We start from the raw sequence: 26,264 nt of genomic DNA on the forward strand, positions 1-26,264 counted from the left end.
CCCACAAACTTTCCAGGAGAACCCATGAGTACCGCAGCAAACACTTCCCTTGACGGCTACGAGGTCTGGTTCCTCACCGGCAGCCAGCACCTTTACGGCGAGGACGTCCTGAAACAGGTGGCCGCGCAGTCGCAGGAGATTGCCAACCACCTCAACGCCAGCTCCGCCGTTCCCGTACGGATTGTGTGGAAGCCGGTCCTGACCGATTCCGACGCCATCCGCCGCACGGCGCTGGAGGCCAATTCCGACGATTCCGTCATCGGCGTCACCGCCTGGATGCACACCTTCAGCCCCGCGAAGATGTGGATCCAGGGCCTGGACCTGCTCCGCAAACCCCTGCTGCACCTGCACACCCAGGCCAACCGCGACCTGCCGTGGGCGGACATCGACTTCGACTTCATGAACCTGAACCAGGCCGCGCACGGCGACCGCGAGTTCGGCTACATCCAGTCCCGGCTGGGCATCGCCCGCAAAACCGTCGTGGGTCACGTCTCCAACCCCGAGGTCGCCCGCCAGGTGGGGTCCTGGCAGCGCGCCGCCGCCGGCTGGGCCGCCGTCCGCACCCTGAAGCTGACCCGCTTCGGCGACAACATGCGCAACGTCGCCGTCACCGAAGGTGACAAAACCGAGGCGGAACTGCGCTTCGGCGTCGCGGTTAACACCTGGTCCGTGAACGAGCTCGCCGACGCCGTGCATGGCGCCGCGGAGTCCGACGTCGATGCCCTGGTTGCCGAGTACGAGGACCTATACGATGTGGTGCCGGAACTCCGCGCAGGCGCGGCCCGCCACGACTCGCTGCGGTACGGTGCCCGGATCGAACTGGGCCTGCGCAGCTTCCTGGAGACCAACGGTTCAGCCGCGTTCACCACGTCCTTCGAGGATCTCGGCGCGCTTCGCCAGCTTCCCGGCCTCGCCGTGCAGCGGCTGATGGCCGCCGGCTACGGCTTTGGCGCCGAGGGCGACTGGAAGACCGCCATCCTGGTCCGCGCCGCCAAAGTGATGGGCGGGGACCTGCCCGGCGGTGCGTCCCTGATGGAGGACTACACCTACCACCTGGAACCGGGTTCGGAGAAGATCCTGGGCGCCCACATGCTGGAGGTCTGCCCCTCGCTCACGGCGGGCAAACCGCGCCTGGAGATCCACCCGCTGGGTATCGGCGGCAAGGAAGACCCCGTGCGCCTGGTGTTCGACGCCGATGCCTCCCCGGGCGTCGTGGTGGCCCTTTCGGACATGCGGGACAGGTTCCGCCTGGTGGCCAACGCCGTGGACGTGGTGCCGCTGGACCAGCCGCTGCCCAACCTGCCCGTCGCCCGGGCCCTGTGGCAGCCCAAGCCGGACTTCGCCACCTCCGCCGCAGCCTGGCTGACTGCCGGCGCAGCCCACCACACCGTGCTCTCCACACAGGTGGGCATGGACGTGTTCGAGGACTTCGCGGAAATCGCCAAAACGGAACTGCTGACCATCGATGAGGGAACCACCATCCGGCAGTTCAAAAAGGACCTGAACTGGAACGCCGCCTACTACAAGCTGGCCGGCGGCATCTAGCGGGGCATCCAGGGCCGGTGGCGCCCCAAGCGGGGCAGTATCCAGGTGTGGCGGAACCTGGGCCGCCTCCGTGGCCCGCAGAACCTGGTGTCAGTGGCCGAAGTGCGCCCGCGGAGGGCCCTCGGGCAAGTGTTCGAGGATGTCCTCCGCCACCCGGCGCACCTTGATGTTCCGGTGGCTGGAGGCCCGGGCGAGGATCGAAAAGGCCTCGTGGTAGGAGCACCTGTTCTGCGCCATGATCACGCCACAGGCAACGTTGATGGACGTGCGGCTGTCCAGTGCGAGGCGCAGATCCGATGCGGTGGACCTGGCGTTGTGAAGATCCAGGGCCATCTGAAGGCTCTTCCCGGCAAGCCCCGCGAAGGAGCGTGCTTCGGAGATCACCTGCAGCGGAAATGCCTTGGCATCCTCGGCAAAGAACGCCAGGGCCGCGGTGGTTTCGCGGACTGGAATGGCCTCGTCACTGTTGTCCTGGTCCAGGCGCGTTTCCCGGTCCAGGCGCAGCCGCGTGCCCAGGACGCTGCCCAGGTTGGCCGCCTGCAGCTCCTGGCAGTAGCGGGGCCAGCGGAAGTCGCCGCTCCGCTGCAGCACAGCTACGGGATGGCCGCCGGCCAGGACGTCGCTGACCGGCCCTTCGCCCTTCTCCTGCTCCCACTCGAGCAGGCGGATGACTTCCCGGGAGGTTCCGGTGATGACTGGGGCCCGCTTCGTTTGCCGGACCACCACACCGCATTCGATCATCAGCCCCGGCGTGCCCACAACGGCACGGGCCGAGGCGGCAGCGAGCAGGGCAACGGACTCATGCAGCGTTTCGGCGCCGGTCAGCAGGTCCAGCAGTATCCCGTTTTGTTTTCCGTCGTCGGCGGACGCTGCTGTGCGCTGCCGTGCAGTGGCAGGTACGGCATTGCCCGGTGCGTTGCTGCCGTGCAGGGCGCGCCCGGGTACTGGACTTCCGTGTGCGGCGGGTCCGCGCTGGTGGGGGAGGGGGCCCTGCTGGGAAGCCAGAGGGCCGGCGACGGCTGGGGGAGAGGCCTTGGTCTCGAAGGCCTCCTCGTCGCCGGCCCCGCTTAGTGCCCGGGTCCGTTGGCCCGGGAAATCTGAGCTTGCGTATGGTGCTTGCATTGCCGGTCCCACACCCCCTAGTGAGCCAAGTACCGCGAGCTGGAACTCGTCTTGTCTCTGAGAAAAACCTAGTTGCGGGGCCGTTGCCGGTGAACGCGTAACCGGTACTTGTTTTTGAGATTAGGTACTACTTGGTTTTTGATCCCCACTACCTGCTTTTGATGTTTCCGCAGGTGGGCGGTGTGCGGCGCGAAAGGGCATTTTCGGCTCTCCTTTGGCGGTGATCTTCGGCGGGGCGCTTGACTCGCGCCACGGCACCGTCAACAATATTTCTATAACGTTGTAAATAATCAGGAACGAGGACGTTTTCGTGGCACCCACAGAATCCACCGCCCCCCACCCAGGCTCCGCCGGACCGGAATCGCCGGCAGGCGCAACCGCAGCACCGGAAACCGCTGCCAGGATCACCATCGACCCGGCCTTCGCCGTGGGGCCTGTCCGCCGCCGCACCTTCGGGGCGTTCGTGGAGCACTTGGGTCGCTGCGTCTACACCGGCATCTTCGAGCCGGAGCACCCGACGGCGGACGAGGACGGGTTCCGCGGCGACGTGCTGGAGCTGACCCGCGAACTTGGGGTTTCCACAGTCCGCTACCCCGGCGGCAACTTCGTTTCGGGCTACCGGTGGGAAGACGGGGTTGGCCCCACGGACCAGCGCCCGGTCCGGCTTGACCTGGCCTGGCACTCCACCGACCCCAACCTGGTGGGTGTTGACGAGTTCGCCAAGTGGTCCGTGAAGGCGGGCGTCGAACCCATGATGGCCGTGAACCTCGGCACACGGGGCATCCAGGAGGCATTGGACCTGCTGGAGTACTGCAACATTGACGGCGGAACCGCCTTGTCGGACCAGCGAAGGTCCAACGGTGCGGAGAACGGCTACGGCATCAAAATGTGGTGCCTGGGCAACGAGATGGACGGGCCCTGGCAGATCGGGCACAAGAACGCCCTCGAGTACGGCCGCCTCGCTGCCGATACCGCCCGCGGCATGCGCATGGTGGAGCCCGACCTGGAGCTGGTGGCCTGCGGCAGCTCCGGGCCCACCATGGACACGTTCGGCGAATGGGAGCGCGTGGTCCTGTCCGAAACCTACGAGCTGGTGGACCTGATCTCTGCACACCAGTACTTCGAGGACTTCGGCGACCTGCAGGAGCACCTCGCTGCCGGGCACAAGATGGAAACCTTTATCAAGGACATCGTCAGCCACATCGACCACGTGAAGTCGGTGAAGAAATCCACCAAACAGGTCAACATCTCCTTCGACGAGTGGAACGTCTGGCACATGAGCCGCGACGCCTCCAGGGCACCGTCCGGCAAGGACTGGCCGGTGGCCCCCGTCCTGCTGGAGGACACCTACACAGTGGCGGACGCCGTCGTCGTCGGTGATCTCCTGGTGACCCTGCTCAAGAACACTGACCGCGTGCACTCAGCCAGCCTGGCCCAGCTGGTCAACGTGATCGCCCCCATCATGACCGAGCCGGGAGGCCGCTCCTGGAAGCAGACCACGTTCCACCCGTTTGCACTCACTTCCCGGCACGCGTCCGGCACAGTGCTGCAGCTCGCCGTCGAATCCCCGCGGGTCAGCGGCGGCAAGACGGCCGATTTTGCCGCCGTGTCCGCCGTCGCGACCTTTGACGCAGAGAAGGGCGAGGCTGTGGTGTTCGCTGTCAACCGCTCGGCCACGGACACGCTGGGCCTGGACGCGGTGCTGTCCGGCCTGGGCGACGTGCGCGTGGTGGAGGCCCTCACCTACGCCAACAAGGACCCGTACTGGCAGGCCACGGCGGATGATTCCACATCCGTCCTGCCGGCCGATAACGTCTCGGTCAAGGCCGGCGGCGGCCGCCTCACCGCCCAGCTCCCTGCGGTGTCCTGGTCCATGATCCGGCTGGCCGTCAACTGAATCCCCTCAGGGTTCTTGTCCGGGTACGCAGTTTCCCGGCCCGGCAGCACTGCATACCTGGACAAGAACTCAAGGGGGCGGGGAACGGCATGACGGCGGCGGCCCTCCTCTGGGAGGATGGACGGCATGGAACTGCACATCACAGGGGATCCCGCCGCGGACAAGTTGCTGACTGAGGACGCCTTTGCGCTGCTGACGGGCATGCTGCTGGACCAGCAGGTGACCATGGAATCGGCGTTCGCGGGCCCGGAAAAAATCAGGACCAGGATCGGGTCCATCGCGCCTGAGGCCATCGCGTCCCAGGAACCGCAGGCCTTCGTGGAGATGTTCAAGGAACGCCCCGCTGTGCACCGGTTCCCCGGCTCCATGGCGGCGCGGGTCCAGGCACTCGCAGAAGCGGTGCAGAACGAATGGGACGGCGATGCCACGGCGATCTGGACCAAGGGCAACCCAGACGGCGCCGAGGTCCTGAGCCGCCTCAAGGCATTGCCCGGCTTCGGCGAGCAGAAGGCCAGGATCTTCCTTGCCCTGCTGGGCAAGCAGCGTGGCCTGCAGGCGCCGGGCTGGCGGGAGGCTGCGGGGCACTACGGCGAGGAGGGCTCTTACCTCTCGGTCGCGGACATCGTTGATCCCGAGTCCTTGGTGAAGGTCCGCGCCAGCAAGCAGGCGGCAAAGGCGGCTGCGAAGGCGGCCAAGGCGAAGGACTGACGGGGCTGCTCCTGCCTGGCGGCCGACGGCGGGTTCCCGCCTGTGCGGCATCTTCTGCAACGATGTATCGCAGGAACAGGCGGAACCACAAGAAGGAGCCACGATGGCGGTCACCATGAATGACGTTGCGCGGGCGGCCGGTGTGTCGTTGAAGACGGTCTCCAACGTGCTCAACGACTACGAGTTCATCCGCCCTGCCACCAAGCAGCGGGTCCAGGACGCCATCGCCGAGCTGGGCTACGAGGCCAACCTGACCGCCCGCAGCCTCCGCTCCGGCAAGACCCGCATGCTGGGCCTGGTCCTGTCCGACCTCTCCGCCCCCTACTACGCCGAACTGGCATCGAGGTTGATGAAAGCCGCGTCGCAGCGCGGGTACCGGGTTCTCGTGGAGCAGTCCGACGCCGTGGCGGACGTGGAAGTGAACGCCCTGCAGGGTCCGTTCCGGCAGCTCACTGACGGCCTGCTGTTCACCCCTTTGGTCATGGAGGCGGACGAGATTGCCGCCCGCCTGGGCAAGAAACCGCTCGTGATGCTCGGCGAGCACATCCTCGATCCCCGGTTCGACCTGGTCACCATGAAGAACGAGGAAGCGGCCGCGACCCTCACCACCCACCTGGTGGCGGACGGCCGCCGTCGGATCGCCGTCATCGGTGCGCACCCGGAGGAATCCGGCGGCACTGCCGGGCTTCGCCTCAACGGCTACCGGCGTGCGCTGGAGAAAGCCGGCATTCCCTTCGATCCGGCACTGATTGCGCCGTGCGAGTGGCGCCGCGACGGGGGAGCGGCGGCAGTGGCAGGGCTGCTGGACCGCGGCGTCGAATTCGATGCGGCGTTCGGGCTGAATGATGCCCTGGCCCTCGGCGCCATGCACGAACTGCTCATCCGAGGTTTCAAGGTTCCGGAGCAGGTGGCCGTCGCCGGCTTTGACGACATCGACGAAGCCCGGTTTGCCTCGCCCTCCCTGACCACTGTTTCCCCCGGCATGGCAGAGATCGCCGACCGCTCCATCGCGCTGCTGATCGACCGGATCGAAGGCCAGGAAACGGCGGACCAGGGCGTGCACGTGGAGGCCGGGTTCCAGCTGCAGGTGCGCGAATCCGCGCCCTAGGCTTCCGCCACCCGCTGCCGCCGGGGTTGCGTGCGCAGGGTTTCGCGGGTCCGCATGCAGGGTACGTTGCCGGAACCGGCTCCACGAGGAAAGGTCCGTTGGATGATTGCCCTTCTTGTTATCGACATGCAGAACGCCTACTTCGAGGCACCCGAACTGGCGGCGCAGCAGGAGAAGCTGGTGGGGTCCTGCAACACGTTGCTTGAGGCTTTCAAGTCCAGCGGGCACAAAGCGCTGATGGTGGGCACGGAGCACGAGCGGGACAAGTCCACCTGGACGTTGAACATGCTTGACGACGACCAAGGATTTATCTTCCGGGGCAGCAGGCAGGCGGAGGCTGTGCCCGGGCTGGCCATCGACGGACTGCCCCAGTTGAACAAGACCCGGGACAGCGCCTTTGTGGGCACCAACCTGCTCTCCCGCCTCCGCAACTGGGGCGCCGACGAAGTGGTGCTCGCCGGCGTCTCCACGCACAACTGCATTGCCCAGACCGGCGCCGACGCCTTCGCGCACAACGTCCGGGTCACGTATGCGAGGGAAGCCATGGCGTCCGAGGACAGCCAGGATGCCGCGGACATGCTGCGCATCCTGTCCACCACCTACCGCCAGCCCGTCCAGTCCACCGAAGAGATCCTCGCCCGCCTCACCGCCGCCCAGTAGGCCAACCGGCCCCTCCAGGCCCTCGCCGCTGAGCCTCCCCACCTTCAAGGTGGGACGACGGCGTGTCCCGGCGAACCGCCGTCGTCCCCGCCTCCCGGGGGACAAGAGCTGGGGAGATTCAGCGGGCAGTCGAAAACCCGGCCCGGAACCCGGGGCGGAGAGCAGGCCATGACCCCGCCGAAACGTGCCTGAAACGTCCGCAACCTATTCTGGGTCCCACGCCGTCCGCTGGCCGTTGAAGGGACCCTTATGCATCTGATGCCACGTGAGCAGGAAAAGCTCATGATTGTGGTGGCCGCCGATCTGGCCCGCCGCCGCCAGGCCCGTGGACTCAAGCTCAACTACCCCGAAGCCGTGGCCATCATCAGCTACGAACTGATCGAGGGTGCCCGCGACGGCCGCAGCGTGGCCGAACTCATGAGCTATGGCACCACCGTGCTGAACAGGGAAGACGTTATGGAGGGCGTGCCCGAAATGATCCACGACGTCCAGATCGAGGCAACCTTTCCCGACGGCACCAAGCTCGTCACCGTCCATGATCCCATCCGCTGAAGGGGCCCGCCATGATTCCCGGAGAATACATCCTGCGCCCCGAACCCGTGATGGCCAACGCCGGACGGGAGGCGGTCGACGTGGTCGTCACCAACACCGGCGACCGGCCCGTCCAGGTGGGCTCACATTTCCACTTCGCCGAGGCCAACGCGGCGCTCACCTTTGACCGGGATGCGGCGCATGGGCGCAGGCTGGACATTCCCGCCGGGACAGCGGCGCGGTTCGAACCGGGGGACTCCCGGAACGTGCGGCTGATCGAAATCGCCGGCAGCCGCGAGGTGTACGGCCTGAGTAACGCGGTCAATGGAAAGCTCGACGGCGGCACCCGCCTGGAAGGGGACAGCAAATGAGCTTCGAGATCCCACGCCGGCAGTACGCCGACCTCTACGGCCCCACCACCGGCGACGCGATCCGCCTGGCAGACACCGACCTGTTCCTCGAAATCGAGAAAGACCTCACCGTCTACGGCGAGGAAGTGGTGTTCGGCGGCGGCAAAGTGATCCGCGACGGGATGGGCCAGAACGGCCAGGCAGTCCGCGACGAGGACATCCCGGACACCGTAATCACCAACGCCGTGATCCTGGACTACACCGGCATCTACAAAGCCGACGTCGCCCTGAGGGACGGGCATATTTTCAAAATCGGCAAGGCCGGGAACCCGCAAATCACCGACGGTGTGGACATCGTGATCGGCGCCGGCACCGAAATCATCGCCGGCGAGCGGAAGATCCTCACCGCGGGCGGGGTGGACACTCACATCCACTTCATCTCCCCGGACCAGATCCCCACAGCGCTGACCAGCGGCATCACCACCATGATCGGCGGCGGCACCGGCCCGGCCGAAGGAACCAAGGCCACCACCGTTACCCCCGGAAAATGGCACATCCAGCGGATGCTGCAGGCCGCCGAAGGGTTCCCCATGAACATCGGCCTGTTCGGCAAAGGCCACGCGTCCGCCGTCGAGCCGCTGGCCGAACAGATCCGCGCCGGCGCGATCGGCCTGAAGGTCCACGAGGACTGGGGATCCACCACCTCCTCGATCGATACCTCCCTGACGGTGGCGGACGAGTACGACGTCCAGGTGGCCATCCACACCGACACCCTGAACGAGTGCGGCTTCGTGGAGGACACCATCCGCGCCATCAACGGCCGCGTCATCCACACCTTCCACACCGAGGGTGCAGGCGGCGGGCACGCACCGGACATCATCAAAATCGCCGGCATGCCCAACGTCCTGCCGGCGTCCACCAACCCCACGCTGCCCTACACGCGCAACACCATCGAAGAGCACCTGGACATGTTGATGGTGTGCCACCACCTCAACCCCGACATCCCCGAGGATGTGGCCTTTGCGGACTCCCGGATCCGGGCCGAGACCATCGCCGCCGAGGACGTGCTGCAGGACCTGGGCATCTTCTCCATCACCTCCTCTGACTCGCAGGCCATGGGCCGGGTGGGCGAAGTCATCACCCGCACCTGGCAGGTGGCGGACAAGATGAAAAAGCAGCGGGGAGTCCTGCAGGATGACGGCGGCGGTGTCCACGGCAGTGCGGGCAGCGACAACTTCCGCCTCAAGCGCTACGTCGCCAAGTACACCATCAACCCGGCCATCGCCCAGGGCATCGCCGACTCGGTGGGATCGGTGGAGGTGGGCAAGTTCGCGGACCTGGTGCTCTGGGACCCGGCCTTCTTCGGCGTCAAACCCGAGCTGGTACTCAAAGGCGGCCAGATCGCCTCAGCGCTGATGGGCGACGCCAACGCGTCCATCCCCACCCCGCAGCCGCGCACCATGCGTCCCATGTTCGGCGCGTTCGGCAAGGCAGTCCAGCAATGCTCCATCACGTTCCTGTCCCAGGCCGCGATCGACGCCGGCGTGCCCCACGAGTTGGGGCTGGAGAAGGTGATCCGGCCCGTCTCCGGGATCCGCAGCCTCACCAAAGCGGACCTCAAATACAATGACGCCACCCCGGACATCCACGTGGACCCGGAAACCTACCAGGTAACGGTGGACGGCGAAGACGTCACCTGCGAGCCCGCCGACGTCCTGCCCATGGCCCAGCGCTACTTCCTCTTCTAGGAGCTCCTTTCGTGATCATCGAAAAAATCCTCGGCAACCTGCACGAACTGCCCACGACCGACCTCGCCGCCTACGCCAGCCTGCACCAGGAAAAAGTGGTCCTCCCCAGCGCTCAACTGGTCAAACGGATCCAGCGCGCCACCACCGACCACGGCAAGGAAATCGGCATCCGGCTCCCCTCCGGCTCGGGCGACCTGCGCGACGGCGACATCCTCCACGTCGAAGAAACCAACATGATCGTGGTCTCCGTGCTCCCCACCGACGTCCTGGTCATCGCACCGCGGTCGGTGTACGAGATGGGCGTGGTTGCCCACTCGCTCGGCAACCGGCACCTTCAGGCACAGTTCTTCGACGGCGACAGCGAGTACGGGGCCGACGTCATGGTGTGCGCGTACGACCACACCGTCGAGGACTACCTCCAACACACTGCCGTGCCCTACTTGCGCCAGGAACGCGTTATGCCTGTGCCTTTCCGCCATGCTGAGCACTCGCACTAGTTCCAGCGTCACCTTGGGTACGGCGGCGGGTGAAGGGGGCTGTGCCCGCTTCGCGGTGCCCACCACACCGCAGCCCCCTTCACCCGCCACCGCCGGGGCCGGCAATTACCAGCTTGCTTTGCAGCAGTTGGTCGATTCCGCTTTGCCGACAGGGGCTTTTGCCCACTCCCTTGGCTTTGAGACCTATGTCGACGCCGGTGTGGTCGCTGATGAGGCTGGTTTTGGGACTTGGTTGTCCGCGTTCATCTCGCAGTCGCTGACTTATTCCGATGGGCTGGCCATCCGGTTCTTTTATGAGGGCGTTGATCTTGAGGAGCTGGATTCTCTTCTCTCTGCTTCGCTGTTGCCCCGGCAGGTTCGGGAAGCCAGCCTTAAGATGGGCGGCCGGCTGCTTGAGATCGGGGCTGAGGTTTTTCCCTCGTCGGCGCTGGAACTGTACCGGGACCTGGTGACCCGCGGGCAGGCCGCCGGTCACCAGCCGTTGGCGTTCGCCGTCGTCGCCCGTTCACTCGGAGTGCCGCTGCAGGAAGCACTCGCCGCCTACCTTTTCGCAACCGCCACCTCCCTGACGCAGAACGCCGTCCGCGCCATCCCGCTCGGCCAGAACGCCGGCCAGCGGCTGCTGAGGCAGGCGGCCGACGGCGTTGCTGCCGTCGTCGAACAGATCCCGCACCTGACGCCGGACGACCTGGGCGCTGTGAGCCCCGGACTGGAAATCTCCCAAATGCGGCACGAACGCCAACGTGCCCGGATGTTCATGAGCTAGCAGTGCTTTTTACCCAGGAGGAAAAATGAGCGAACCCATCAAAATCGGCATCGGCGGACCCGTCGGAGCAGGCAAGACCCAGCTCGTGGAGCGGCTCACCCGGCACATGAGCGGCGACATCTCCATGGCCGCCATCACCAACGACATCTACACCATCGAAGACGCCAAAATCCTCGCCGCCAACGGCATCCTCCCCGAAGACCGGATCATCGGCGTCGAAACCGGCGGCTGCCCGCACACCGCCATCCGCGAAGACACCTCCATGAACACCGCCGCCATCGAGGAACTCAAAGCCAGGCACCCCGACCTCCAGGTCATCTTCGTTGAATCCGGCGGCGACAACCTCTCCGCCACCTTCAGCCCCGAACTGGTCGACTTCTCCATCTACATCATCGATGTGGCCCAGGGCGAAAAAATCCCCCGTAAAGCCGGCCAGGGCATGATCAAGTCCGACCTCTTCATCATCAACAAAACCGACCTCGCACCCCACGTCGGAGCAGACCTCGCAGTCATGGAAAAAGATTCCAAAGAGTTTAGAGGGGATAGGCCGTTCTGCTTTACCAACCTCAAAACCGATGAGGGGTTGGACAAGGTTATTGATTGGATCCGGCACGACGTCTTGATGCTCGACTTGGCACAGTAGACATGGTGGCACTCGGGCTTACTCACGGTGACTTGCGCGCTGAGGCGGCGAGGCCGGATTTGGGGGCCGCGGCGTGGCGGGCACCGCGGAGCGGGCACGGCCCCACATCCGGCGAAGCCGCCGGACCCAGCCACGGGCAGGCACCGATGGGCGAGCTTGAGCTTGTGGTCGCCGAGCGTATGGGACGATCCTTCGCGGCGCACCAATTCCATCAGGGCGCTCTTCGGGTACTTCGTCCTCATTACCTTGATGACTCCGGGCAGGTTTGTTATGTCGTAGTGAATCCTGGCGGGGCCTATCTTGGGGCGGATCTCTTTGTTCTCGATCTTGAAGTGGGGGATGGCGCTGACCTGTTGCTGACCACCCAGTCGGCAACGAAGGTCTACCGGACTCCCGGGTCCTTTGCTGAGCAGCAGATGACTGTCCGGCTGGGGGAGGACGCCCGGCTGGAGCTGGTGCCGGACCAGCTCATCGCCTACCGGGAGGCCAGCTACCGGCAACGGACGCACATTACTGTCCGGCCGTCGTCGAGCCTGGTGATGGCAGAAGTGGTCACGCCGGGCTGGTCACCCGACGGCGCGGCGTTCCGGTATAAGGAAGTGCGGCTGCGGAACGAGATCCACGTGGAAACGGAGGAGGGTAGCCAGCTGCTGGCGCTGGACAACCTGCTCATCCGGCCGCCGTCGGGGGATGTCACCGGGCTGGGGTTCATGGAGGGGTACAGCCACCTCGGCTCGCTGATCGTGGTGGACCTGCGTGTGGACCAGGCGCTCGCCGACCACCTGCACGCCGCCACGTCGGGGCACCAGGCCCTGACCGGCATTTCCCTCACCCGCACGCTCGCCGGAACCACCGGGCTGGTCCTTCGGAGCCTGTCCAACAGCACCGGCGAACTGAACCGCCTGCTCGGCGCCTGCACAACCCTGCTGAGGAAGCGGTGGTACGGGCAGGAACCTTTGAACCTGAGGAAGCACTGATGACAGCCATCACGAACATCACAGCGCTTTACCGCCAGCGGGAAGCGCTGCCGCTGCGGACCCGCCTGCTGTGCATGTTCGGTGCGGTGGCCGCACTGCATGCAGCCGCCGTCGTACTTTTGCTCGGCGGAACGGCAGGAGCATCCGGGGCGCAGGCCCTCACCTGGGGACTGGTCCTGACCGCCTACCTCGCCGGCGTGAAGCACAGCTACGACTGGGACCACATCGCCGCCATCGACAACTCCACCCGGAAATTCGTGGCACAGCGGCAGGATCCGGTCAGTGTCGGGTTCGCCTTCAGCCTCGGACACAGCTCCGTGGTGACACTCGCCGGAGTGCTGGTGATTGCCGGCGCCGCGGCGGCGGGGGAGTTGTTGCAGGACGGGTCCGCCGGCAACATGGTGCTCGGCCTGATCGGCAGTGGTGTGTCAGGGGTGTTCCTGCTGGCGCTGGGGCTGTTCAACGGCTCGGCCTTCGCCCGCTCGGCCCGCGCCTACCGCCGCTCCCGCAGCGGTGCCGCCATCGACCCGCGGGACCTGGAGCCGCAGGGACTGGTGGTGCGCCTTCTTAGCCGTCCGCTGGCGAGGGTGCGGCGGCCGCGGAACATCTACGTGATCGGGTTCCTGTTCGGCTTGGGTTTTGATACCGCCACCACCATCGGACTGCTGATGATGACGACGGCGGCCTCGCTGGCCGGAGTGCCCCCGTTCGCCCTGCTGGCGCTGCCCCTCGCGTTCACCGCCGCCATGACCCTGTGCGACTCACTCAACGGGATGGCGATGATGCGGATGTACCGCTCGGCCCTCGCGGACCCGCAACGGAAACTTGGCCTCAATGTGCTGGTCACCGGCATCTCCGCGGTGTCAGCCCTGTTCATCGCCGGCATCACCCTGGGCGGGTTTGCGAATGCCGCGTTCGCTTTGGAGGATCCGCTGACGGCTTGGCTCCGATCCATCGACCTGGGCGATGCCGGCCTGCTGCTGGTTGCGCTGCTGCTGGCTGTATGGGGTGCCGCGGCGCTGAAGGGGCGGCTGGGCCGGAAGATCGTGGGGGAGCCGTAAACCGCCCGGCTTCTCCTGAACGTCCCGTTCAACGTGTTGCTGGGCGCCTAGGATGTTGGGGGACATTGGGGCACTGTGCCTTGAGTAGACGTGAACGGAACCGGGGTTTGAAGTGGCAACGGATAGAGGCGTGGACGTGCAGGCAGCGGCAGACGGGGGTGAAGCCGCGGGGGATGAGACTGCAGACCTCACCAACAAATCCGTCATCAAGGCCACCGTCCTGCTCAGTGAACTGGGCCGCCACAGGGCAGGCATCACTGTGACCGAACTCGCCCAGGCGGTTGGCATGACGCGTCCAACCGCCTTCCGTTTGCTGTTGAGCCTGGAACAGACAGGGTTTGTGGACAGGGTGGACAACCGGTATACGCTCGGCTGGGAAATGGCACGGCTCGGCCGGCTGGCTGACCCCCATACCGGGGCGGTGGCCAGGGTCCAGCCCATCCTTGATGACTACGCGGCACGGCTCAACGAGACCGTGAACCTGGCCATGGTGCGGGACGCCCTGACGTATGACGTGATCGCGGAAGCGTCCGGTTCCCGCCATCTGAATGTCACCATGTACGTTGGCGAGACCTATCCGATACATGCCAGCGCCACGGGAAAGCTGATGCTGGCGGAGATGGGCGATGACGAGGTTGCGCAGGCGTTGCCGAAGAAGCTGGAGGCGTTTACGCCGAAGACCATCACCCGGCGGGACGAGCTGATCCAGGAACTGCATAAGATCCGGCACCAGGGCTATTCCGTGTTGGACAACGAGCTCGAAGAAGGCCTCTTCGTTGTGGCCTTCCCGGTTCGGGACGTGGCCGGTGCGCTGGTAGGCACCGTATCCGTCAACGGGCCGGAGCAGCGGTTGAAGTCGGACAGCCTGCCGGCAACTATCGATCAGCTCCGTCTGGCCGGCAAGGACATCGCCAAGGCCCTCCTCGGCATCGGGTCTGCAGACTCCTGACCTTCAACACCCTTGGCCGGACGGGCAGGCTCACACAGCTGCAGCGCAACAGCGGCTTAGGCGGCGATCCGCGTCTTCGCGTGCGGCCGGTTCTTCGCCTGATCCGCTGTCTGCGCCCGCGCGCCCAACGGAACATGGCCGGCGTCGGGAATCGTTGTATCGGTGTGCACATGCACCCCGGGCTCAATCAGGACGCCCGAACCGATCCGCGAATGGCTGCCGATATGCACCCGGCTCCCCACCACGGTGCCGCGGCCGATCCGCACGCCGTCACCGATCACGGCGCGGTCGCCAATGGTCGCATCGCGGTCAATCCAGCTGCCGTGCCCGATCCGGCAGCCTGAACCGATCCGGGCGCCGGATTCAACATAGGTCATAGGACCGATGCGGGCGGACTCGGCCACTACCGCGCCGGGGGCGATAAGGCCGCCGCCGTTGCCATGGCGGACGTAGCGGGTGACCTTCCCGGCGTCGTCTTCAACTGATACAAACTTCGCGTTCATTCAATCCCTCGTTGGAAAATGCGGATTTTTCCGCACATTCAGTTAACGGCCAACAACTCAAAGGGATTCCCGGGCCGGCGCGAACGGCGCCGGGACGGGCGGCGCAGAGGGACTGCGTGGCCGAATCAGGCGACGAGGTTGGCGGCGGCGGTGTCCATATGCGCCCGGATGGTCTTCCGGGCCAGCGACGCGTCGCCGGTTTCGATGGCCGCCACGATGTCGTGGTGGCGGTCCACACTCATGTTCTTCACGCCCTTCTCCAGTCCGGCGAACATGATGGACATCCGAATGGAGCCTTCCAGCGATTCCCACGTGTGCAGCAGGGTCTCATTTTCCGTGAGGCGGCACAGTGTGCGGTGGAACTCCAGGTCTGATTCAACGCGCTCCTGGAGCCCGGCCTCCTCTGCAGCTTTCATGGCGTCGATGGCTGCCCGCAGCGAGCCAATGACATGCTGCCGGTCCGGCAGTTCACACAACGTCCGGGCGGCCAGGGACTCCAGAGCGGCCCGGACCGCGTAGATGTCCCGGATTTCCTTTTCGTCCAGGTGCCGGACGGAGAGCCGGCCGCGTGGCCCGGCAGAGAGCAGGCCTTCCTGCTCCAGCTGCCGCAGCGCCTCGCGCAGGGTTCCGCGGCTGATCTGCAGCATTTCGGACAGTTCGGTTTCCACCAGGTGCCGGCCGGGTTCCAGCTCGCCGCTGGTGATGGCAGTCCTCAGCGCCGCGAGCGCCTGCTCGCGAAGGCTTTTCTTCTGCAGTCCCAGCAGCGGTGCTGTCAGTCCGGCCATGGCGTGTGTCCTCAATGTTGTAAGTTGACTGTTTACAGTCGGTGCTTTGATAGTACGGCAGAAAGCACGGCCCCGGGCAGGACCCGGGCACCGTGCTTCCTGCTGCATGCTTCTTCGCGGCTCGTCTGAGCCCGGACCTAACCGAGCTCGGCGAGCACCTTCGCCACGATGCGGTCAACGGCCAGGCCGTAGCGGTCGTGCAGGGTGGGCAGGGCACCGGCGTCGAGGAACTGGTCGGGGAGCGCCACGGGCACCACGCGCTTACCCATGCCGGAGGTGACGACGGCGGAGGCCACCGTTTCGAACAAACCGCCCACTACGGAGTGGTTCTCAAGCGTGACGGCAAGCCGGTCGGTGTTGATCTCGGCGAGGACGGTTTCGGCGTCGAACGGCTTGATGGTGGGGGTGTGCACGACGGCGACGTCCACGTTGTGTGCCGCGAGGGCCTTTGCTGCCTGGAGGGCGCGCATGGTCATCAGCCCGGAGGAGATGAACACGACGTCGTTGCCGCCGCGCAGGACCTTGGCCTTGCCGAGCTCGAACGTGTAGTCGTACTCGTCCAGGACGGTAGGGACGCTGCCGCGCAGCAGGCGCAGGTAGGTGGGCCCGTCGCTGGCTGCAAGCTGGGGGACAGCCTGTTCGATGTCGATCGAGTCGCAGGGATCCACGATGGTGAGGTTCGGCATGCCGCGGAAGATCGCCATGTCCTCAGTGGCCTGGTGGCTCGGGCCGTACCCGGTGGTCAGGCCCGGCAGGCCGCCGACGATGTTGACGTTCAGGTTCGGTTCGGCGGCGTCCAGGCAGAGGAAGTCGTAGGCGCGGCGGGCGGCGAACACCGAGTAGGTGGACGCGAACGGCACCAGTCCGGTTTCTGCCAGGCCCGCGGCGGCGCCGAAGAGCAGCTGCTCGGCCATGCCCATCTGGAAGAACCGCTCCGGGAACGCCTTGGCGAAGATGTGCATGTCCGTGTACTTGCCCAGGTCCGCGGTCAGGCCAACGATTTTGTCGTTCTCCTGCGCTGCTTTGACGAGTGCGTGCCCGAACGGCGCAGAGGCTGTCTTCTGGCCGGGGTCGGCGAAGGAAGCGATCATTGCCGAGGTCTTCAGCTTCGGCTTGGCGGGTGCTGCAGCGGCTGCCGCAGTATCGGGGGCCTCGGTGGTGGTGCTCATGCTGAAGCCTTTCCTTCGTAGCCGGCGGTGAGCTGCTCGCGGCAGGTCTGCCATTCATGTTCTTCGATGCGCATGAAGTGCGCCTTTTCACGGTCCTCCAACAGCGGCACGCCGCGGCCCACCTTCGTGTCGCACAGGATGGCAGAGGGACGTCCGACGGCGGCTGCCTGGGCGGCTGCGTTGTCGAACGCTGCGAGCAGCGCGCCGACGTCGTTCCCGTCCACCCGCTGGGTGTACCAGCCGAACGATTCCCACTTTTCGGTGACCGGCTCGGTGCGGAGCACGGTGTCCGTCTTGCCGTCCGCCTGCAGTGCGTTGATGTCCACCATCGCCGTCAGGTTGCCGAGCTGGTGGTGGTGCGCGCCCATCGCGGCTTCCCAGGTGGAGCCCTCGTCCAGTTCGCCGTCGGAGAGGAAGTTGAAGACCCGGGCGGACGAACCTTGGTACCGCAGGCCCAAAGCCATGCCGACGGCGATGGTCAGGCCGTGGCCCAGCGAACCGCCCGAGATTTCCATGCCCGGGGTGTAGGTGGACATCCCGGACATCGGCAACCGGGAATCGTCCGAGCCGTAGGTCTCGAGCTCTTCGACCGGGACGATCCCTGCCTCGGCCAGCGCCGCGTAATGCCCGATCGCGTAGTGGCCCGTGGAGAGCAGGAACCGGTCCCGGGCCTCCCAGTGCGGGTCCTCGGGACGGAAGTTCAGTTGGTCCCCATAGACCGTGGCCAGCATGTCTGCCGCACCCAGGGCCTGGCCCACATAACCCTGGCCCTGCACTTCACCCATGTTCAGGGCATGGTGCCGGATCCTGTAGGCCGCGGCGCTGATCTTTGCGATGCGCTCCTGCGTCACGGGGCCCTTGGTGGCCGGCTCCTGGATTGTTTCTACAGGCATTGCTTGCTCCGTGTTCGTTTCGTGCGTGAGGGTCATCAGACGCTTACCGTGTTGGGGGTGCTTTTGGTGGCTTCGTCAGCCAGTTCGCGCTCCCGCTTGCCCCAGGTTTCCCGGGTGGCGAGGGCAGCCCAGAGGCCGATCACTGCGTAGGTGCCGAACAGGAGTGCCGGGCCGATCCAGCCGAAGCTGACGAACAGCAGGGTGGTGATGAACGGCGTGAAGCCGGAAACCATGGCGGAGATCTGGTAGGCCAGGCTGGCACCGGAGGCGCGGGTCTTGGCCTGGAAGAGCTCGGGGAACCAGGCGCCCTGGGCGCCGGCGAGCGAGTTCTGGCAGACGGCGTAGGAGATCACGATGGTCACGATGATGAAGATGAACAGGCCGGTGTTGACCAGCAGGAACATCGGAATGGCGAAGAGTGCGGCGAAGGCAGTGGACCAGATGTAGAGGGGCCGGCGGCCGATTCGGTCCGTGAGTGCTGCCCAGGCCTGGGTGGCGACGATGCCGATGCCGGAGGCGATGCAGAGAGCCACCAGGGTCTGGCTCTTGTCGGCCAGGTGCTGGCTGTTGATGTAGGAAATCATGTAGGTGATGGACACGGCGTAGCCTGCGGTCTCGGCAACGCGAAGGCCAATGCCCTTGACGATGTTGCGCCAGTCGGTCTTGATGACCTCAACGATCGGGGACTTGACGATGGCCCCGCTGTCCTTGACCTCATCAAAAACCGGGGACTCGGGAACCTTGGAACGGATGATGAGGCCCACGGCAACCAACAGGATGCTTGCAAGGAAAGGTATGCGCCACGCGAGCTCGCCGCCCAGGTTCACGCTGAACAGGAAGGTCAGATTGGCCAGCAACAGGCCAACCGGGAAGCCGGCCTGGACGATGCCGGTGTACTTGCCCTTGGCTTTCCAGGGGGCATGTTCGTAGCTCATCAGGATCGCGCCGCCCCATTCGGCGCCGAATGCCAGGCCCTGCACGATGCGGACGAAGACGAGCAACGCCGGAGCCAGGAGCCCCACCGCGGCGTAGGTGGGCAGCAGGCCGATGGCGAACGTTGCCAGGCCCATCAGGATCAGGGAGGCGACCAGGACAGGTTTGCGGCCCACCTTGTCACCCAGATGGCCGCCGATGATGCCGCCGAGCGGCCGGGCTGCGAAGCCGACGCCGAGGGTGGCGAAGGAAGCGAGGGTGCCCGTGACCGGATCGCTTCCCGGGAAGAACGCAGTTCCAAAGTACAGCGCAGCGGCGGTGCCGAAACCGATGAAGTCATACGTCTCGATCACTGCACCCACGCCGGAGCCAATGGCAACGCGCTTGGCGTCCTTGGTTCCGTGGACCGGACCGCGCATGGTCAGAGCATCTTTGCTCATGGTGGTTCCCTTTCGAAAAGCGGCTGAAGGAGTCCGCCGCTGTCGACTGTTAACAAATGATATCCCCAGTGTGACGCGCATCATGATCAGTGTCAACAGTCGACTCTAAGGGTTGACTGTTAACAATCAACAAAGGTACTGTGGTGCCCATCACTACTGCACGGCACTGACCAGAGGATCAATGATGTTCCATTCCCGACTTGGGTGTTCATCCATCAGCTTCCGCCACCAGGAGCTGCCCGCGGCTCTGCGCACCATGGCGGAACTGGGCTTCGAGGAGATCGACCTTGGTGCACTCCCCGGTGTTTGCGACCACGTGCCCTATGAACTCTCCACTGAAGCCGTCAGCGCCGTTTCCAGCGAGGTTTTGGCGTCCGGCCTGCGCGTGCGTTCGGTTAATGGGGACATCGGCGATCTCAATGCAGTGCTCGACGCCGATGCCTCCGCAGCCAGGGGGGCGCACCTTGACTCCCTGCTGGCCCTCACAGCCAACACCGGTGCCAAGGCGCTGGTCCTGCCGTGCGGTGCGTTGGACCATAACCCGGTCCAAACCGTGGAGAAGGACCTCGACCTTATCGCCGCCCAACTCATCGGTGCCGGACAGCGGGCGGCGGAGTTCGGCGTCGAACTTTGGACTGAATCGCTGCATTTCCTGCGGTTCTGCTGGAACCTGGAACGCGCCGGACTGCTGGCGGACCGCCTGGCGGGTGCCGGCGTCGGCATTGTGATGGACTTCAGCCACATCGTGGCGGCCGGCGAGAACCCGCTGGCCTACCTGGACCGGCACAAGGGCCGCATCGCACACGTCCACCTGCGTGATGCCGTGACGGAGAATATCAACCTCAGCATAGGCAAAGGCAGCGCCGACTTTGCCGGCGGCCTCCAGCGTCTAGCCGCTGACGGCTACACCGGGCACTTCTCGCTCGAGCTGGAAACCCGGGACATCACCCACGACGAACGCCCCGCAGCAGCCGCCAAGGCCGCGAGCTTCATCACGGACCTCATCTGACCATCTGCATCACCACCAAGGAGCAACCATGACCACCATCCAGCGCACTGCCGTCCTCACCGGGGCCACCTCCGACCGGGGCATCGGCCTCACCACCGCCCGCCGCTACGCCAACCAGGGCTGGGCCGTGGTCATCCTCGACCTCGACGGCGAGAAGTCCGCCAAGGTTGCAGCCGAGATCGGCAACGAGTTCAACGTCCCGGTGTTTGGCCACGAAATCGACGTCGCCAATGAAGCCTCCGTCACTGCCGCCCAGGCCGCCGTGGCCGCCGAGGTTGCCGCCGGCAACCTGCCTCCCGTGGGTGCCCTCGCCAACATCGCCGGCATCACCTCCCCTGTCCCGTTCCTCGAAACCACGCTCGAGCTGTGGCACAAGGTCATGGACGTCAACGCCACCGGCACCTACCTGGTGACCAAGGCATTCCTGCCCGGCATGATCGAGAACGGCTGGGGCCGGATCGTGAACATGTCTTCCGTGTCCGCGCAGCGCGGCGGCGGCGTCTTCGGCAAGGTCCCGTACTCCGCGGCGAAGGCAGCCATCCTCGGCTTCACCAAGGCACTGGCCCGCGAACTCGGCACTACCGGCGTCACGGTCAATGCGATCACGCCGGGCGCCGTGGACACCAACATCCGAGTGGGCAGCACCGAGGAGCAGGAAGCAGCCATCAACGCCGGCATCCCGTTGGGACGCAACGCCACCACCGATGAAGTGGCAGCCGTGATCACCTTCCTGTCCTCCGAGGACTCGGCCTACCTCACCGGTACCACCGTGGACATCAACGGCGGAAGCCACATGCACTGACGGTCCTGTTCGCCCCAAAAACCACGGATGCCGGAGAGCCCACCATGACAAAGATCTTCAACGACCCCTCAAACTTCGCCGAGGAAGCCCTGGCAGGTTTCTGCGACGTCCACTCGAACCTTGTGCGCCAGGTCCCCGGCGGCGCCGTCCGGCGCCACCGGCCTGTCCAGCCCAAGGTGGCCGTCCTGGCCGGCGGCGGGTCCGGGCACTATCCGGCCTTCGCCGGCCTGATCGGCCAGGGATTTGCCGACGGCGCCGTGGTGGGCAACATCTTCACCTCGCCATCAGCGCAGCAGGCTTATGCCGTGGCCAAAGCCGCGGAGTCCGGCGCCGGCATCGTCTTCACCTATGGAAACTACGCAGGCGACGTGATGAACTTCGGCATGGCCAGCGAGCGGCTCGCCGCCGAGGGCATCGCGGTGGAGAACGTCCTGGTCACGGATGATATCGCCAGCGCACCGCCGTCGGAAGTGGACAAACGCCGCGGCATCGCCGGTGACTTCACTGTCTTCAAGATTATGGGCGCCGCCGCCGAAACCGGCGCCGGCCTGGCCGACGTCGTCCGCCTTGGGCGCCTGGCCAACGCCAGGACCCGCACCATCGGCAGCGCCTTCTCCGGCTGCACTTTTCCCGGCGCGTCCGCGCCGCTGTTCTCCCTTCAGGACGGGCAGATGGGCCTGGGCCTGGGCATCCACGGTGAGCCCGGCCTTTTCGACACCGACCTTCCTTCCGCCGAGGAGCTGGGCCGGGAACTCGTCACCCGGCTGCTTGCCGAAACCCCGGAGGGTGCCGGGACCCGGATCGCCGTTATCCTCAACGGGCTCGGCTCCACCAAGCATGAAGAGCTCTTTGTCCTCTGGGGAACCGTGGCGCCGCTGCTGCGCGCGGCCGGCTACACGCTGGTCATGCCCGAGGTGGGTGAACTGGTCACCAGCCTGGACATGGCCGGTGTCTCCCTGACCGTCACCTGGCTGGACGACGAACTGGAGCCACTGTGGGTTGCTCCGGCCGAGACCCCGGCGTACCGCCGCGGGAACACCGCCCGGGAGTCCGGGGCCGCCGCCGTTGAAGAAGCGCACGACGCCGGCACGGACGTTGCGGCGTTCGTCGCCTCGCCCGCCTCCCGTGACTATGCCCGCGCCTGCGTTGCGGCGCTCGAAGCAGCACGCTCCTCAATCCGTGAAGCCGAGGAAGTACTCGGCAGGATGGACGCGATCGCGGGTGACGGCGACCATGGCCGCGGCATGGTCCGGGGCATCGACGCCGCAGCCGCGGCGGCCGCCATCGCCCTGGAGCAGGGCGCCGGAGCGGGGGACGTGCTTGCTGCTGCGGGCGATGCCTGGGCGGACAAGGCGGGCGGAACATCAGGTGTGCTGTGGGGAGCAGGCTTGCGGGCTCTCGGCGAATCGGTTGCGAATTCCGCTGTTCCCGCTCCGCAGGAGTTGGCCGCTGCAGTGACCGCGTTCGCGGAGCGGGTCGTGCAGCTGGGCAAAGCGGAAACCGGTGACAAAACCATGGTGGACGCCCTGCTGCCTTTCGCTGAAACCCTTGGCAGGCTGGTGGACAAGGGCCGGCCCTTGGACGCGGCCTGGGAGGAAGCGGCCCGCCGCGCCACGGACGCTGCGGCGGCCACTGCTGACCTGCTGCCGTTGAAAGGCCGTGCCCGTCCCCTGGCCGGGAAGAGCCTTGGAACCCCGGACCCCGGCGCCACGTCGCTGGCCATGCTGTTCACCGTGATGGGCCCGCACTTCACGGCCATTCCCGCCAAGGAACCGGCCGCAGCCCAGGCGTAAGCGGGCTCACCAAAACCGGCGCAAGCAAACCGGCTCAGGCAGAGCCGGACCACAAGCATCAAACGGAAGGACAAACCATGGGGCTGCGGCTTATCGTGGGCGCGGACGAAGCAGGCGTGGACTACAAGGACAAGGTCCTTGAGGACCTCCGGCAGGATCCCCGCGTCAGCGAAGTCATCGATATCGGCGTAAACCGCACTGACGCCACGGACGATTTCACCCGGCCGTATCCGTACGTGGGGATCGCGGCAGGAGAGATGATCCGGGACGGCGCCGCCGACCGTGCCATCCTCTTTTGCGGCACTGGCATCGGGGTGGCCATCGCTGCGAACAAGGTGGAGGGGATCCGGGCCACGGCTGCGCACGATTCGTTTTCCGTTGAGCGCTCCATCCTGTCCAACGACTGCCAGGTGCTCACCATGGGCCAGCGTGTGGTGGGCATCGAACTGGCGCGCCGCCTGGCGAGGGAGTGGATCGGCTACACCTTTGACCCGGCTTCCGCGTCGGCGGGCAAGGTTAAGGTCCTGACGGACTTCGAAGCCTGCTGACCTGCCGGCGCATGAGGGCAAAGCAATGAAGCCGTACCGCTACCACGACTGGTACCGGCTGGTTGGAATACCCGTGGAGGTCCGCAAGGACTTTGAGATGGTGCGCACCGGCGTGGTGGACGATGCCATGGAGGATTCTTCCGCCTTGTGGCTTGCCGCGGACGCCGGCGGCGGCAGGGCCCTGTTTTCCGCCGCCGAGGGCTACGAGGTGTGGATCCGGCCGCGGGAACTGGGCGGAAGGCTCTGCTACAAGATGGCAGCTGCCCAGCTCCCGGCGTCCCGCCGCTGACCTGGCCGCCGCGAGGGGTGGGCTTCGGGCGCCGCGGTTCCTACACTGGGGTGATGATCACAGTCACCGGAAGTGTGGAAACAAAACTGCCCGCCGACCAGGCCTTCGCCTACATGCGGGAGTTCGAGCACACCAGCGAGTGGGATCCCAGCACCCCGGTGATGGACAAGCTGACCCCGGGCCCGGTGGCAGTGGGCCACCGGTACCACGCCGAGTCTGAGTTCCGGGGCAAGCGGCAGTCCCTGGAATACGAAGTCATTGAACTGACGGACAACCACATCAAGCTCCGTGGTGAAAACAAGACGGTGACAGCCTTCGACTCCATTGATGTCAGCCCCTCAGACGTGGGCTCCGTGGTCAAGTACACGGCAGAATTCAGCATCAAGGGCGCCGCGAAAATCATCCAGCCACTCCTGAAGCCGGCATTTATGTCGCTGCGGGACCCGGCGCTGACTGGAATCAGGGATACCCTCAACGCCCGCGCCCTGGCCTAGGACCGCGCCCTCGGCGGAACCCGCGCAGGGCCTGGACCCCGCGCCCTGGCGGGGAACACCCGGACCTGCCTACTTTGAGGTTTGGGGACCGGCGGGATCCTTCCGCACAAGGCTGAGCAGGGAGTCGCTGTAAGGGGCCATCGCCAGCAGTTCACGAGGCCGGCCCGCAGGATCCGAATACTCGTTGACAGCCTGGGACAGGATGTCGCGTTCCTTCGAGGGAAGCCTGGTCAGTCCCGCGCTGTACTCCTTGACGTCCTGTTGGGTGGCGTTGCCGCCCAGGGCAATGTAATCGAGCCACAGCTGTGCCAGGTCAAGATCGTGTTCCTTGATGACGCCGCCTGTCAAGGCCTGCTGGTCGTTCTCGTCCATTGCTCCGTCCGCTCTCAAGAGAGTTCCTCTCCTGTGGGTTCGGAGCCATCCGCATGATGGATGGGTGGGTTTTAGGAATGCTTTATCAGGCTGGTGCACGCCTCCCACAACCTCTTCCGGGCGCCCGGATCCGAGCCCATCCCTGGCGTGGGAAGTTCCTTCCGCTTTGCCCACAACTTGCCCGAAACGTGGGCCGTTTCGGGTGAGCCGGCAAGCCAGATGGCCGTGTCCGCAGCCTTCCCGGCAGGGACGCCGAAGGTGTTGGTGATCCAGCGGAAAGGGCCTCCCACGTCCTGCAGCAGTGCGGTGTTTTTGACCAGCCCCGGGTGCACCGCATTCGCCACCACCCCTGTTCCGCGAAGCCGTTCGGCGAACTCCTGGGTCAGGAGGACGCGGGCAAGCATGGTGGGCGGCGTGGAGCGCAGGAAACTGTACTTGCCCGTCGCTGTCTGGAGATCGTCGAAGTTCAGCGAGGTGTTGCCGTACCGCGACGCCACATTTACGATGCGCGCACCCGGTGTACCTGCTGGACGCGCTGCATCCGCTCCGCGTTGCAGCGCGTCCAGCAGGAGATTGGTCAGCAGGAAATAAGCCATAACGTTCGTGGCGAAGGTCAGCTCGAGCCCGTCCGGCGTCACATGGCGTTCCTTCCGGAACACACCGGCAGCGTTGACCAGGACGTCCAACCGTTCGTGCCGGGAGAGGAAGTCTGATGCCGCCGAGCGGATGGAGGACTGGACCGACAGGTCACAGGCCAGCGGTTCGAGCCGGGCGCCGGGGACCTGGGTGCGGATTGCATCCATCGCTTCCTCGGTCCGGTCCATGGAACGTCCGACGACGACAACCGCCGCCCCTTCGCGTGCCAGCCCCGCGGCCACCGCCTTTGCCAGCCCGCCGGTCGCACCGGTCACGAGCACCAGCCGCCCGTCCATTGAACCCATCGCCGCCTCCTGACCGCTGAAACGCCTTCAGGTTACGCCTCCAAGGCTTTCCTTTCAGCAAAATTCGCGGGCACTGGAATCAGCCTCAGTCCAGTAGGTAGACTGGTCTACCTACTGGACTGTAAAAAGGAGCTCCCATGTCCCCGGCCGACGCCGCCCTGCCAACGAAGAAGCGTGCCCGTGCGCTGTTGCTCGAGGCCGCCGCGAGGCTGTTCTACGCCCAAGGTGTGGGTGCCACGGGAATCGACGCCATTACGGCCGAAGCCGGCGTGGCCAAGAAAAGCCTGTACAACAACTTCGCGTCGAAGTCGGCCCTGGTGGCTGCTTACCTTGAGGCCCGGCACGAGGAATGGCTGGGCCTGTACCAGGTGCGGCTGGACAGCGCTGCCGGACCCAAGGAGCGGGTGCTGGCCACTTTTGATGCCTACGTCGACCACGCGAACTTTGCCTATGACCACGGATTCCGTGGCTGTGGCTTGCTCAATGCTGCGGCGGAACTGCCCGCAGGAAGCCCAGGGCGGGTGGCGGTCCGGCGCCACAAGGAGGAGGTGGAGGCGCTCCTGGCCACGCACTTGGGGGAGTTGCTGCCGGGCCAGGACGACAGGCGCGTCCGGCTTGCCGGCCACCTCGCCTTCCTGCTGGAGGGCGCCATGGTCCGGGCAGGGCTCGATGGCGGGGACGCCCGGCTGCTGGAGGGCCGGATGATTGCCGGGCAGATGCTGGACGAGCTG

Annotated in this window: 28 protein-coding genes and 1 pseudogene; 21 read left to right on the forward strand and 8 right to left on the reverse strand. The window is 65.7% G+C overall.

The window, feature by feature from the left end:
* Positions 1-24: 24 nt before the first annotated feature.
* Entirely contained in the window at positions 25-1,545 is a 1,521-nt protein-coding gene (gene araA / locus BACI348_RS02665) for an L-arabinose isomerase (protein ID WP_159823831.1), read from the forward strand.
* Positions 1,546-1,635: 90 nt separating this feature from the next.
* Here araA and BACI348_RS02670 read toward each other — a convergent pair whose 3' ends face one another.
* Positions 1,636-2,667, reverse strand: coding sequence for an ANTAR domain-containing protein (locus BACI348_RS02670; protein ID WP_159823832.1), 1,032 nt, complete (start codon positions 2,665-2,667; stop codon positions 1,636-1,638).
* Between the two features lie 403 nt (positions 2,668-3,070).
* Between BACI348_RS02670 and arfA the strand changes: the two genes are divergently transcribed.
* The 13 genes from arfA to BACI348_RS02735 all read left to right on the forward strand — a co-directional run bounded on the left by arfA (position 3,071) and on the right by BACI348_RS02735 (position 14,562).
* Entirely contained in the window at positions 3,071-4,564 is a 1,494-nt protein-coding gene (arfA, locus tag BACI348_RS02675; protein ID WP_159829723.1) for an arabinosylfuranosidase ArfA, read from the forward strand.
* Positions 4,565-4,681: 117 nt separating this feature from the next.
* The gene (locus BACI348_RS02680; RefSeq protein ID WP_159823833.1) at positions 4,682-5,272 is read left to right on the forward strand and encodes an HhH-GPD-type base excision DNA repair protein; all 591 of its coding nucleotides are present in this window, start codon (positions 4,682-4,684) and stop codon (positions 5,270-5,272) included.
* Between the two features lie 103 nt (positions 5,273-5,375).
* Positions 5,376-6,380 carry a LacI family DNA-binding transcriptional regulator gene (locus tag BACI348_RS02685; protein WP_159823834.1) on the forward strand — a complete coding sequence of 335 codons (1,005 nt, stop codon included), beginning with the start codon at positions 5,376-5,378 and terminating at the stop codon, positions 6,378-6,380.
* Positions 6,381-6,482: 102 nt separating this feature from the next.
* Positions 6,483-7,040: a cysteine hydrolase family protein gene (locus tag BACI348_RS02690; RefSeq protein WP_159823835.1), complete on the forward strand. Its 558-nt coding sequence runs from the start codon at positions 6,483-6,485 to the stop codon at positions 7,038-7,040.
* A gap of 249 nt (positions 7,041-7,289) precedes the next feature.
* Positions 7,290-7,592 carry an urease subunit gamma gene (locus BACI348_RS02695; RefSeq protein WP_159823836.1) on the forward strand — a complete coding sequence of 101 codons (303 nt, stop codon included), beginning with the start codon at positions 7,290-7,292 and terminating at the stop codon, positions 7,590-7,592.
* An 11-nt stretch (positions 7,593-7,603) separates the two neighbouring features.
* On the forward strand, positions 7,604-7,942 hold the full coding sequence (locus tag BACI348_RS02700; protein WP_159823837.1) for an urease subunit beta: 339 nt from the start codon (positions 7,604-7,606) through the stop codon (positions 7,940-7,942).
* A complete protein-coding gene (gene ureC, locus BACI348_RS02705; protein WP_159823838.1) occupies positions 7,939-9,669 on the forward strand; it encodes an urease subunit alpha in 1,731 nt (576 codons plus the stop codon). Before BACI348_RS02700 ends, ureC begins: the two co-directional genes overlap by 4 nt.
* Positions 9,670-9,680: 11 nt before the next feature.
* Positions 9,681-10,166: an urease accessory protein UreE gene (gene ureE / locus BACI348_RS02710; RefSeq protein ID WP_159823839.1), complete on the forward strand. Its 486-nt coding sequence runs from the start codon at positions 9,681-9,683 to the stop codon at positions 10,164-10,166.
* Positions 10,147-10,932 carry an urease accessory protein UreF gene (locus BACI348_RS02715; RefSeq protein WP_159823840.1) on the forward strand — a complete coding sequence of 262 codons (786 nt, stop codon included), beginning with the start codon at positions 10,147-10,149 and terminating at the stop codon, positions 10,930-10,932. The genes ureE and BACI348_RS02715 overlap by 20 nt, the downstream gene beginning before the upstream one ends.
* 25 nt (positions 10,933-10,957) lie before the next feature.
* Entirely contained in the window at positions 10,958-11,575 is a 618-nt protein-coding gene (ureG, locus tag BACI348_RS02720) for an urease accessory protein UreG (RefSeq protein WP_159823841.1), read from the forward strand.
* Between the two features lie 146 nt (positions 11,576-11,721).
* Positions 11,722-12,552, forward strand: a complete 831-nt coding sequence (locus BACI348_RS02725) for an urease accessory protein UreD (protein WP_159829724.1) — start codon at positions 11,722-11,724, stop codon at positions 12,550-12,552.
* Positions 12,552-13,613: a HoxN/HupN/NixA family nickel/cobalt transporter gene (locus BACI348_RS02730; RefSeq protein WP_159823842.1), complete on the forward strand. Its 1,062-nt coding sequence runs from the start codon at positions 12,552-12,554 to the stop codon at positions 13,611-13,613. The genes BACI348_RS02725 and BACI348_RS02730 overlap by 1 nt, the downstream gene beginning before the upstream one ends.
* 130 nt (positions 13,614-13,743) lie before the next feature.
* The gene (locus tag BACI348_RS02735; protein ID WP_159823843.1) at positions 13,744-14,562 is read left to right on the forward strand and encodes an IclR family transcriptional regulator; all 819 of its coding nucleotides are present in this window, start codon (positions 13,744-13,746) and stop codon (positions 14,560-14,562) included.
* Positions 14,563-14,618: 56 nt separating this feature from the next.
* Here the strand turns inward: BACI348_RS02735 and BACI348_RS02740 are convergent, their stop codons facing one another.
* From BACI348_RS02740 to BACI348_RS02760, 5 genes are all read right to left on the reverse strand, one after another.
* The gene (locus tag BACI348_RS02740; RefSeq protein ID WP_159823844.1) at positions 14,619-15,065 is read right to left on the reverse strand and encodes a transferase; all 447 of its coding nucleotides are present in this window, start codon (positions 15,063-15,065) and stop codon (positions 14,619-14,621) included.
* Positions 15,066-15,190: 125 nt separating this feature from the next.
* Positions 15,191-15,850, reverse strand: a complete 660-nt coding sequence (locus BACI348_RS02745) for a GntR family transcriptional regulator (protein WP_159823845.1) — start codon at positions 15,848-15,850, stop codon at positions 15,191-15,193.
* A 137-nt stretch (positions 15,851-15,987) separates the two neighbouring features.
* Positions 15,988-17,019 carry a transketolase family protein gene (locus BACI348_RS02750; protein WP_159823846.1) on the reverse strand — a complete coding sequence of 344 codons (1,032 nt, stop codon included), beginning with the start codon at positions 17,017-17,019 and terminating at the stop codon, positions 15,988-15,990.
* A complete protein-coding gene (locus tag BACI348_RS02755) occupies positions 17,016-17,912 on the reverse strand; it encodes a transketolase (protein ID WP_159823847.1) in 897 nt (298 codons plus the stop codon). The genes BACI348_RS02750 and BACI348_RS02755 overlap by 4 nt, the downstream gene beginning before the upstream one ends.
* A 35-nt stretch (positions 17,913-17,947) precedes the next feature.
* Positions 17,948-19,285, reverse strand: a complete 1,338-nt coding sequence (locus BACI348_RS02760) for an MFS transporter (RefSeq protein ID WP_159823848.1) — start codon at positions 19,283-19,285, stop codon at positions 17,948-17,950.
* Between the two features lie 184 nt (positions 19,286-19,469).
* Between BACI348_RS02760 and BACI348_RS02765 the strand changes: the two genes are divergently transcribed.
* The 6 genes from BACI348_RS02765 to BACI348_RS02790 all read left to right on the forward strand — a co-directional run bounded on the left by BACI348_RS02765 (position 19,470) and on the right by BACI348_RS02790 (position 24,220).
* Entirely contained in the window at positions 19,470-20,294 is an 825-nt protein-coding gene (locus BACI348_RS02765) for a sugar phosphate isomerase/epimerase family protein (RefSeq protein WP_159823849.1), read from the forward strand.
* A gap of 28 nt (positions 20,295-20,322) precedes the next feature.
* Positions 20,323-21,096, forward strand: a complete 774-nt coding sequence (locus tag BACI348_RS02770; RefSeq protein ID WP_159823850.1) for an SDR family NAD(P)-dependent oxidoreductase — start codon at positions 20,323-20,325, stop codon at positions 21,094-21,096.
* Between the two features lie 44 nt (positions 21,097-21,140).
* Positions 21,141-22,889, forward strand: coding sequence for a dihydroxyacetone kinase family protein (locus tag BACI348_RS02775; protein WP_159823851.1), 1,749 nt, complete (start codon positions 21,141-21,143; stop codon positions 22,887-22,889).
* A gap of 77 nt (positions 22,890-22,966) precedes the next feature.
* Entirely contained in the window at positions 22,967-23,437 is a 471-nt protein-coding gene (locus tag BACI348_RS02780) for a ribose-5-phosphate isomerase (RefSeq protein WP_159823852.1), read from the forward strand.
* Between the two features lie 25 nt (positions 23,438-23,462).
* Positions 23,463-23,726, forward strand: a complete 264-nt coding sequence (locus BACI348_RS02785) for a hypothetical protein (protein ID WP_159823853.1) — start codon at positions 23,463-23,465, stop codon at positions 23,724-23,726.
* Positions 23,727-23,779: 53 nt separating this feature from the next.
* Positions 23,780-24,220, forward strand: coding sequence for an SRPBCC family protein (locus BACI348_RS02790; RefSeq protein WP_159823854.1), 441 nt, complete (start codon positions 23,780-23,782; stop codon positions 24,218-24,220).
* Between the two features lie 69 nt (positions 24,221-24,289).
* On the opposite strand, the gene BACI348_RS02795 is transcribed toward BACI348_RS02790, so the two are convergent.
* Both BACI348_RS02795 and BACI348_RS02800 read right to left on the reverse strand, forming a co-directional pair.
* Positions 24,290-24,592, reverse strand: a complete 303-nt coding sequence (locus tag BACI348_RS02795) for a hypothetical protein (RefSeq protein ID WP_159823855.1) — start codon at positions 24,590-24,592, stop codon at positions 24,290-24,292.
* Between the two features lie 71 nt (positions 24,593-24,663).
* Positions 24,664-25,533 (reverse strand): SDR family NAD(P)-dependent oxidoreductase, encoded by an 870-nt coding sequence (locus tag BACI348_RS02800; RefSeq protein WP_236557384.1) that lies wholly within the window; start codon positions 25,531-25,533, stop codon positions 24,664-24,666.
* A gap of 137 nt (positions 25,534-25,670) precedes the next feature.
* On the opposite strand from BACI348_RS02800, the pseudogene BACI348_RS02805 reads away from it, so the two are divergent.
* Positions 25,671-26,264 (forward strand): annotated as a pseudogene (locus BACI348_RS02805) (TetR/AcrR family transcriptional regulator); the annotation flags it as partial.

This window comes from Arthrobacter sp. 9AX, assembly GCF_902506095.1.
In the GTDB taxonomy this organism is placed as follows: Bacteria; Actinomycetota; Actinomycetes; order Actinomycetales; family Micrococcaceae; genus Arthrobacter.